This window comes from Polaromonas sp. P1_E12 (assembly GCF_056405975.1).
Genome location: NZ_JBFUBB010000007.1, coordinates 405120 through 411119 on the forward strand (window position 1 = coordinate 405120; position 6000 = coordinate 411119).

Here is a 6000-nt window from a genome sequence, read left to right on the forward strand (position 1 = left end):
AAGCAGGCTACGCAGCGAACTGCTGAAAAACATCACCCATTGAGGCGTGCGGTGCGCTTCACTTCGCAGGCCTCATGTGATCGGCGAGGCAAAGATACCTTTGCGGCACCCGTAATGTTCTACGATGTATATTATGTTAAGTGATAAATACAGCCAATCAGAGTGGTAGTTACCTTTGGCTAAAAAGCACGCTTTTTTGCCGCACCCCTCTTCGACCTGCGTCTCGAGCTATTGTTCGCCCATCGCTTTTGTTTCCACTCGCGGCAGGCCCACCATAGCCAGGAGAGATTCGATGTCCGCGGGTTTCACCACATGATGATCAAAACCCGCTTGTTGGGAGCGCAACCGGCTTTCGGCTTCGCCGTAGCCGGTCAAGGCAATCAGCAGCGTTGTTTTCGATTCCGGGCGACTGCGCAGCTGGCGGGCAACCTCAAAGCCGTCCAGGCCGGGCAAACCGATGTCGAGGATGACTACGTCCGGCACGAATTCCCGGGCGATATGGAGCGCTGACGCACCATCATTCGCGATCCTCACATTAAAACCTTCCAGTTCCAGCAGCACTTGCAGCGTTTCTGCGGAAGCCGATAAATCGTCGACTACAAGGACTTTTCGGGGAACGGCAGCCACCGGTTTGGCGGCCGCCGGCGCAGCCACCACGGGAAGACCGGCATCGTTGCCTGAAATCCTCGCCGGAAAATAAAGGGATATCCGGCTTCCCATGCCTTTGCCTTCGCTATAAGCCTCTACTTTGCCGTTGTGCAACTCGACCAAATGCTTGACCAGTGTCAAACCGATACCCAGGCCCCCTTGCGCGCGGTCCAGGGCCTGGTCGCCCTGGGCAAAGAGGTCGAATACATGCGGCAGGAATTCGGGCTCAATGCCCTGGCCGTTGTCTGATACGAACAGGGTGACGCCCTCCTCCTGCAGCGAAGCGTTCAGCTCGATCTTTCCATGCTGATCCGTGAACTTGGAGGCATTGTTCAGCAGGTTGGAAAGTACTTGCGACAAGCGCACCAAATCGCCCTGGAGCACCACGGCTTCAGCTGGAAGACGGACAGTCAATTCCTGATTCCTGGCTGCCAGCAGCGGGCTGCTGGCCTCCACTGCATGCTCGCACAATGTCGAGAGCAGGACCGGCTCCATATGAACCGTCACCTTGCCCCTGACGATCCGCGAGACGTCCAGAAGATCATCGATCATTCGTGACATGTGATCGACCTGCCGGGCAATGACATCACGCGCCCATGCAACTTTCGGGTTGACCACATGGGAACTGTGGATGATGTGCACTGCGTTCCTGATCGGAGCCAGCGGATTCCTGAGCTCGTGCGCCAGCATGGCAAGGAACTCGTTCTTGCGGCGATCCGCTTCCTGAACCAGCGTATAGAGTCTGGCGTTTTCCATGGCAATAGAGGCACGGCCCACCACCTCGCTGAGCAGGGCAGCATCCGCCTGCGCAAAACCGCCGACCTTGCCGAACAGGATGAGTGCGCCCAACATCTGCTCACGCGCGACCAGCGGGCAAATCGCCATCTCCTCATGGTCCGCCGGCAGCTCCGGCCAGGCAGGCTGTGGGGCTACCGCGGAGGCCGTGGACGCCGCGCACAGCTCCGTTGCGGGCAGAAACGCTATTTTCCGCGAGAGCATGGCGCTGCGGACCGTCGCCGCCATGGAGGCGCTCAACTCGCGATGGCATTCGAGTACGACAGGGCCCGCAGAGGGATCCGGGCCGCCCGCAATCTTGAGGCAGCGGCAGTGCAGGTCGCCATGGCTGTCCAGCAGGGCGACTGCCGCCATGGCGCCCAGGCCCGGTACGGCGATATCCGCCAGCGCTTGGGCAGTGGCATCGATATTGAGGGACATGGACAGGCGTTGGCTGGCGTCCGACAGGAAGGCGGCGCGCCGCGTGGCATCCTCTGCAGCGGTGCGTGCCGCCTCGGACCGCGCCAGCGCCTCGCGCTCGACGGCCTGCTGCTGAAGCTGCCGGTTCATGCGGTGAAGGTCGACGAAAACCTTGACCTTGGAACGCAGCACGCCAGGCACGACGGGCGACGAGATGTAGTCCACCGCGCCCAGCGCGTAACCCTTGGCGGCCTGTTCCTCGTCCACATAGGCCGTGATGAAAACAATGGGCGTTTGCGCCGTCTTCTTGTACTGCCGGATCATGCTGGCGGTCTCCAGCCCATCGATGTCGGGCATGTTGACGTCCAGCAGGATGACCGCAAACTCCATCTGCAGGATGAGGCGCAGAGCCTCCCGGCCCGAGCGGGCGCTGACGATGTTTTGCCCCAGTTCTTCCAGGATGCTGTTCATGACAACGTGCTTTTCCGGCAGGTCGTCGACGATCAGGATATTGACCAGGTCCGGATTCAGCATGTTTGCCGGCTCCTGCGGCATGAGGACGGCGCTCACCGGGGCAACCAGGCACGCAGCACGGCCAGCAGGTTTTCCGTATTGACGGGCTTGGAGAGATAGTCCCAGGCGCCGGCCTCTATGCATTTCTCGCGGTCCCCCTTCATGGCTTTGGCCGTGACCGCGATCATGGGCAAGGTCTTGCCGGCCGGCAGCTTGCGAATCTCCTGCATGGTGACCAGCCCGTCCATCACCGGCATCATGATGTCCATCAGTACCACGCTGAGCTGCGGATCGGAGGCAACTTTGGCGATGGCATCGTGGCCGTTGTCAGCCCAGACGATGTCCATGCCCTGCCCCTCCAGCACAGTGGCCAGAGCGAAGATATTGCGCATGTCATCGTCGACGATCAGCACCCTTTTCCCCGCGAGTGACTTGTTGGCATCGTGGAAGTTTCTCAAGGTGCTGCGCTGCCTGTCCGTCATGCGCGCCTCGCTTACATGCAGGGCATGCAGGGCCAGGTCTATCACCCGGGGGACGGACCTGGCTTCGCGGAAAAAGTAGCCGTCGTGTGACTGCCAGGCGGGCTGAAGCTGTGCATCGATCATGCCTTCACGCCAGACCACCACCTGCAGCGGCCCAAGCACCAAGGCTGCGGGCGAGGCATTTCGCAAGCGGTCGAACCCGTTCGCCAGTGACGCCTCATCAATCACGGCGCATTCGAAGCGGGCGAAGTCCTCGGGTTTGACGTCCGCCAGTGACGGCACCGCAAGGCACTGAACATGGCTGCCGCCCAGCAGGCTGGTGACCTCGGCACGCAACGCTTCGTCCTTCAGGGCAACAACCACGTGCCGCACCGGGCGCGACACATAACGGTGCAGCTGATCCAGCATTTCGTCGAGAACTTCCCTGGCGGGGATCGGTTTCTCAATGAATGCCATGGCGCCGGATCGATAGGCGCGCTCCTTGGAATCGTCGGTGGAGATCACGCAAACCGGAATGTGCCTGACGCTGAAGTCCTGCTTGATGCGCTCGAGCACGCGCCAGCCCTCCATGTCGGGAAGATGCATGTCCAGCGTGATGGCCGAAGGCTTGAACTCGGCGGCAAGCGTGAGGGCGCGGGCCCCCAGCGACGTCACCAGGCCCTTGAACCCCTTGGCCCTTGCGGCATCAAGCAAAAAGCTGGCAAAGGCCAGGTCGTTCTCCACAATCAGGAGCACAAAGTCGCCCGGCTGGATGGTGTGCCGGTCATCCGCAGCCTCATTGGCCGCAGAGTGCGTGTCCAGAGACAGAACGGAATCATCGAAGGCGACTTCCATCTTCTCGAAACCCAGGCGGCTGATCGGCGCGGCCGGCTCGAAGCGCTGCTCGGCGCTGCTGCCCTGCTTGCGCGCGGCGCGCGTGGAAGCGTAGACCAGCGGCAGGTAGAGCACAAAGCTGCTGCCTTCTCCCGGCGCGCTGGACAGGCGTATTTCGCCGCCCAGCAGGCGCGAGAGTTCGCGACTGATGGCCAAACCCAGACCGGTGCCGCCGTACTTGCGGCTGGTACTGCCGTCAGCCTGCTGGAAGGCTTCAAAGATGATCTGCTGCTTGTCGGCGGAAATACCGATACCTGTGTCAGTAACGGAAAACGCCAGCACCTGCTGCGCGCGGTTGAGTTCCTCGTTGTCCGGACTCCAGCCGGTAAAGGCTTCTTCTATCGCCAGGGCCACATGACCCTGGTGCGTGAATTTGAAGGCGTTCGACAACAGGTTTTTGAGAATTTGCTGCAGGCGCTTGACGTCGGTCACCATGGAAACCGGCAACTGCAGCCCGGTAGTGATCAGGAAATCCACATTCTTGGCTTCGGCCACATGGCGGAAAGTGCGCTCGACGTACATCTGCAGATCGGACAGCCGCAGCTCGTTCACGTCCACCACCACCGTGCCCGACTCGATCTTGGACAAATCCAGGATGTCGTTGATCAGCATCAACAGGTCGTTGCCGGAGGAATGAATGGTCTTGGAAAACTCCACCTGCTTGTTGGTCAGGTTGCCTTCCGAGTTCTTGCACAGCTGATCGGACAGGATCAGCAGGCTGTTCAGCGGTGTGCGCAGCTCATGCGACATATTGGCCAGAAACTCCGACTTGTACTTGGACGTGAGCGAAAGCTGCTTGGCCTTTTCTTCCAGTGCCTGCCGGGCTTGTTCGACCTCCTGGTTCTTGCGCTCCACCTCGTCGTTCTGCTGGACCAGCAGATGGGCCTTTTCCTGCAGTTCCTCGTTGGTCTGCTGCAGTTCTTCCTGCCGGCTTTGCAGCTCCTGCGCCAGGGACTGCGACTGGGTCAACAAGTCCTCTGTACGCATATTCGCTTCAATCGTGTTGATCACGATGCCGATACTCTCCGTGAGTTGGTCCAGGAAAGCCTGGTGGGTTGGGTTGAATCGCTCGACCGAGGCGAGTTCCACCACACCGCGGACCTGGCCTTCGAAGATGATGGGCAGCACCAGGATGTCCATAGGCGCCACTTCGGTGAGGCCGGACGATATCTTGAGGCCCTGCGGTAGCGAGGACGTCAACAGGATCTTTTGTTTGTCGAAAGCGCACTGGCCTATCAGGCCCTGGCCCAAGTCGATTTCCTTGCCGTAAGCGCCCTGCCCTTCGGAGGCGTAGCTGGCCATGAGACGCAGGCGCGGCCTCTCGTGCGTGTAGCTCAGCACATAAAACTCCGCCTGCTGCGCGCCAACCACCGGTGCCAGCTCCGAGAGAATCAGATGCCCCACGGCCACCAGGTCTTTCTGGCCCTGCAGCATCCGGCTGAATTTGGCGAGATTGGTTTTGAGCCAGTCCTGCTCTGTGTTGACCTGGGTCGTGTCCTTGAGGTTGCGGATCATTTCATTGATCGTGTCTTTCAGCGCCGCCACCTCACCGAGTGCCTCGACAGTGATGGACCGCGTCAGGTCACCTTGCGTTACGGCAGTGGCCACCTCGGCAATGGCGCGTACCTGGGTCGTCAGGTTGGCAGCCAGCTGGTTCACGTTCTCCGTCAGGCCTTTCCAGGTGCCGGCGGCTCCGGGCACCTTGGCCTGGCCACCCAGCTTGCCTTCCACGCCGACCTCGCGCGCCACTGTGGTTACCTGATCGGCGAAGGTGGCCAGGGTGTCAGTCATGCCGTTGATGGTATCGGCCAGCGCGGCGATCTCGCCCTTGGCTTCCACGGTCAGCTTGCGCTCCAGGTCGCCGTTGGCCACGGCCGTCACCACGCGCGCAATGCCTCGCACCTGGCTGGTCAGATTGCCAGCCATGAAGTTCACGTTGTCAGTCAAATCCTTCCAGGTACCGGCCACGCCCTGCACGTCGGCCTGCCCGCCCAGTTTGCCTTCGGTGCCCACTTCTCGTGCTACCCGCGTCACTTCAGAGGCAAATGACCGAAGCTGATCCACCATGGTGTTGATGGTGGCCTTGAGTTCGAGGATTTCGCCCTTCACGTCCACCGTGATCTTCTTGGAGAGGTCACCGGCGGCCACGGCCTTGGTCACGTCGGCAATGTTTCGCACCTGTGATGTCAGGTTACCGGCCATGAAGTTCACGTTGTCGGTCAGATCCTTCCAGGTACCGGCCACTCCCTGCACGTCGGCCTGCCCGCCCAGCTTGCCCTCAGTACCCACC

At 60.8% G+C, this 6000-nt stretch carries 2 protein-coding genes; both read right to left on the reverse strand.

What is annotated here, in order from left to right; genetic code table 11:
- Positions 1 to 228 precede the first annotated feature (228 nt).
- Positions 229 to 2376 (reverse strand): response regulator, encoded by a 2148-nt coding sequence (locus tag AC1D13_RS20190; protein WP_477690176.1) that lies wholly within the window; start codon positions 2374 to 2376, stop codon positions 229 to 231.
- A 32-nt stretch (positions 2377 to 2408) separates the two neighbouring features.
- On the reverse strand, positions 2409 to 6000 hold a 3592-nt coding region (locus AC1D13_RS20195; RefSeq protein WP_477690177.1), incomplete at its 5' end, for a response regulator.